A 3,713-nucleotide genomic window follows, 5' to 3' on the forward strand; every position below is an offset into this window, starting at 1 on the left:
GGCTGGGGGCGTTCCGTTGATGTCAAGGTGGCATGTGCCAAGGCACTGTCGGAGGCGGTCGAGCGTCATGCCTACCGCGAGCTGCCCGCCGGGTTATTGCTCAAAAAAGGCTGTGAGCTTGCCGGCAAGCTCAACCCCACCGAACTGATCCGGTTCTCGGACAAGCAATACCGTGACAAGGCGAGCCTGGGCATTCGGCCCTACAGCGACGACGCCGAGCGCTTCTGGGTTGAAGCAAACTGCCTGGGTAGCGATGAGAAGCTCCTGGTGCCCGCCGACTGTGTTTTTTCAGGGGCGAATCTGCCGCGAGCGTCTGAGTTCGGCATGTTGATGCGGCAAACCTCATCGGGCTGCGCCAGCGACGTATCGCTGGATGTGGCGATTGAGCGCGCGGGCCTCGAAGTGATTGAGCGGGATGCTTTCGTCAGGCATTGGCTTGCACAGCGCCCGGGCCGCCTGGTGGCACCCGATTCACTTCCGGCCGGCATTCAGGCCAAGGCGCGCGGCTGGGAGGCGCGCGGCTGCACCTTGCGCATCGGCGTCTTCGCGGGCGCGTGGGGGCCGGTTATTTTTATCGCGATTGCTTCTGCCGTCCACCAATTTTCCGTGATCGCGGCATCATGCTTCGGCTCTATGGAGGCATCCATCACGCATGCGCTGAGCGAAGCAGAAACCATCGGATTGCTCTCCGTGAAATCCGGCCCGCCCAAGCGGCTGGCGCCGAAGGCGGTGCAGACGCCAACAGACCACGGTCTTCTCTTCAGGCAACCGGCCCACTATTTAAAGACGGCGGCAATCACTGAGGGGGGGGACGTGGTGAGGTTCGCGCAACTGCAGGCAACATGGCCCGCGACCCTGGCGCAAAGGCTGCAGGTCGCGCCACGGCCCCCCAAGGCCGTGTGGGTGGATTTAACCCAGCGAGCGGCTCCCGAATCACTTGATGGTCAGGTCATACGTTCGGTGCGGGTGCTGATTCCGGGCGCTATTCCCATAGGGTTTGGGTATGACGGTTTGCCTTTGGGCATGGACGAGAAAATCGCACCCGGGGGAAAGTTCCCCCATCCTTTCAACTAGCGACAAGTCGCCCCCCGCAATAGACAACGACTGAGGACTCATGGCCTTCCCTACTTTTTTTGACCACTTCCGCGCTGTGCGCGGATGGGCGGCCCAGCATGACGCGAAGGTTGAGATAGACATTCAGACCGTGCAACTGGAAATACGCTGTGCCAACGTGTATTTCCGGTTCTACCCGATCTTTGCAGCGTCTGTCCGCAACAAGCTGGTTCACATCGAAGACCTGATGGAGTCGGTGATTGCATTTGGCGGATGGCGCCCTTACAGGCCTTATTCCACGCCGCTCTCTACCGAAAAGCGGCTGTTCAAGCAGCACCTTGACCAGGCCGGTGTTCGCACGCCCCAAATGTGGCCCCCGGGCCAGCAGCCGACGCAAAGCTACATCCGGAAAAAATCCCGAGGCTCGTTCGGCTACGACATCCAGGGGCCATTTCTGGCAGCCGTCCCGGTGCCGCCCCTTGAGCCAGACAGCTCTGATACCGGCACATTCCATGAACAGTTTGTCGCCGGCAAGATCGTGAAGATCTGGTACTGGGGCCACACACCGTTCTTCGCCGACATGCAAGACTACGCCAAGGTCATCGGCGATGGCGTGTCAACAGCCGGCGCGCTGGCCGAAGCAAAAGTCAGGCAGGACGTCGGTGCCAACATTCTGGCCGACAAGGCAATACTGGTGTCGTGCATGGCCTACCAGGGCTTCTCGCCCACAGATGTCCCGCCTGCCGGGCAAGAGATATGGATTGATTTCCGGTACGGCCGCAGCTTCGCACCACGCCAAGGGGGCGCCAAAGCCGGCAGCGCCTTGGCGGAATTAAAAACCGTGTGTGGCGAACAGATTGCGCAAATGGGTTCACTGATGCGCACTGCCTTGCAGGAAGTCGGGCCGGCACCCCTGGCCTACTCGGTAGATGCCGTGCTCGACGACGAAGGTCAGCTGTGGTGGCTCGAGCTGAATTCCCATCCCATGTTTCCGCATTCGGGCTATGACGTCATGTTGAGTGACATTTTCAATCGCACGGCGGGGGGTGAGTTGTTGCCCGGTTGATGTCGTGCAAACGCTGACAGCAACACGAATGGCCAAGTTCCGGAACCTCTATCGCAACATGGTCCCGGGTCGCCTTGATCTGGCTTGGGCCGCGCACCGGACGCCTGGGATTGACGACACGGCCACGCCGGTACGGCGTATGAGTACTCCAAGGGGCGGACCGGCTTCAATGCAATTTAATACTATGCCCACCGGCGGCTACTTGACGGTCCAGTACTTGAAGACGATGACGCGCCGGTCTGTGGGGCAAATACGGGAGACCGAGCGGCCGACATGCGTCGGGTCACCGATGATCTTCATGATGCGGCCAGGCTTTGGCATGACGGCAGCGGTGATCTCGTTCTGCTCATCGAAAACAAGGGTTTCGCCGGCCCAGGCCACATTCCATTCCCGGTTGCAGTAAACCAGCGCCGTGTTGTGCAGGGGGCGCTTGTCTGCTTCGCCTATATCCTGATGCAACCGACCTTCGGTGCCGAAGGTATTGGCGCTGATCATGCATTCGTACAGTCGTACCGGGTGATCATGGCTGGCCTTGATCAAGTCCCAGCATTGCGTGATTGACTGGAGAGTGTCATCGAGTGCGCGCATATTGGGCTCCACATCATCGATAAACGGCTCGTCCGCGAACGCAACGGGGTAGTACCAATGCATGTCAAGCTCATGCGATTTAAAGCGTTCCCATCGATTCAGGAAATGCATGGGCATCCACGAGACGGCCTCGATCAGGGACGTCATTAATGCTTCAGGCAGTAAATCGTCAATAACTGTGATGTTCGGGTTGTTGGTATGCATAGTCGGGATGAAAGCAGGCATCGAGGAGCTCGTTGAGCGCAGGGCTCACCCGGCACTCTCGATGCGCTGCGGTTGGGCAATGATTTATCGGCTAACGTTGTCGCCGCAGCCACCGGAACTCAGGGGCAAGCCGGCTTTGTGGGGAAGGCGTGCACGATGAACTGCAGTCCAGCGGCCGCTTGCACTGCCGCTGCCGTTGGTGTTGTCGCCAGTCGCTTTTGGACTGGCCTGTTTCTTCTGCGTGGAAGCCGCGTCGGACTGGGGCTTTGCTTTTTCTTGCATGAAATGACTCCTTTAGTCAGGTTGAAAAATCAGGGAAACGGATGCGGGAATTTCGATCCAGAGTGGATACGAGGAACCATTCCCAGAGGCTCTCGTTGATAACCGAACGAGATCGGCAGCAAACCGGGGATGAGGGCCTTAACCACCGAAAGGTGGGTGCGACCTTGGTCGATATGGCTTTTCGTGGGCGTGATGTCGACCGCAAGGGGACGCAGGCCTTGCGCCGTAAAGCGCCTGACCAGCGTAGAAAGTGACGTCTCGCATGAGTTTTCGGRCCACTGAGTCGAGGTGGAGGCGGTGACCGGAAACAGCACCCGGTCGGCACGCCGGTAGTAGCGTTTGAGGCCATAAAGTTCAAAGTGATGCTCGGTGGTCTCGACTTCGTCTGGGGAGCTGATGCCAGGCAGGTGGCCATGGATCCAGGCATACACCCGGGCCTCCACCTCATCGAGCGCGCTGTGGACGGCATCCCCGAAGCTGTCGCTGGCTGCGGTTCCCATGGTGGTGAAGTGTTGGGCGT

General features: G+C 59.5%; 5 protein-coding genes. 2 read left to right on the plus strand and 3 right to left on the minus strand.

Annotated features, from left to right (window positions below; translation table 11 throughout):
- Both AC1DWI_RS16440 and AC1DWI_RS16445 read left to right on the plus strand, forming a co-directional pair.
- The coding region (locus AC1DWI_RS16440; protein ID WP_477725227.1) for a YcaO-like family protein at positions 1-1,074 on the plus strand (1,074 nt) is incomplete at its 5' end.
- A gap of 40 nt (positions 1,075-1,114) precedes the next feature.
- A complete protein-coding gene (locus AC1DWI_RS16445) occupies positions 1,115-2,119 on the plus strand; it encodes a hypothetical protein (protein WP_477671721.1) in 1,005 nt (334 codons plus the stop codon).
- Between the two features lie 198 nt (positions 2,120-2,317).
- On the opposite strand, the gene AC1DWI_RS16450 is transcribed toward AC1DWI_RS16445, so the two are convergent.
- From AC1DWI_RS16450 to AC1DWI_RS16460, 3 genes are all read right to left on the minus strand, one after another.
- Positions 2,318-2,932: a hypothetical protein gene (locus AC1DWI_RS16450; protein ID WP_477671722.1), complete on the minus strand. Its 615-nt coding sequence runs from the start codon at positions 2,930-2,932 to the stop codon at positions 2,318-2,320.
- Between the two features lie 63 nt (positions 2,933-2,995).
- Positions 2,996-3,193 carry a hypothetical protein gene (locus AC1DWI_RS16455; protein ID WP_477671723.1) on the minus strand — a complete coding sequence of 66 codons (198 nt, stop codon included), beginning with the start codon at positions 3,191-3,193 and terminating at the stop codon, positions 2,996-2,998.
- A 29-nt stretch (positions 3,194-3,222) separates the two neighbouring features.
- Positions 3,223-3,713 (minus strand): YcaO-like family protein (locus AC1DWI_RS16460; RefSeq protein ID WP_477725228.1); only part of this gene is annotated, 491 nt, incomplete at its 5' end.

The sequence above is a fragment of the Polaromonas sp. P3_C2 genome (assembly GCF_056402675.1).

What these genes read in the sequence shown, in the direction of transcription:
- AC1DWI_RS16445 (WP_477671721.1), top strand. Translation starts at nt 1,115, where the DNA reads ATGGCCTTCCCTACTTTTTTTGACCACTTCCGCGCTGTGCGCGGATGG.
- AC1DWI_RS16450 (WP_477671722.1), bottom strand. Translation starts at nt 2,932, where the DNA reads ATGCCTGCTTTCATCCCGACTATGCATACCAACAACCCGAACATCACA.
- AC1DWI_RS16455 (WP_477671723.1), bottom strand. Translation starts at nt 3,193, where the DNA reads ATGCAAGAAAAAGCAAAGCCCCAGTCCGACGCGGCTTCCACGCAGAAG.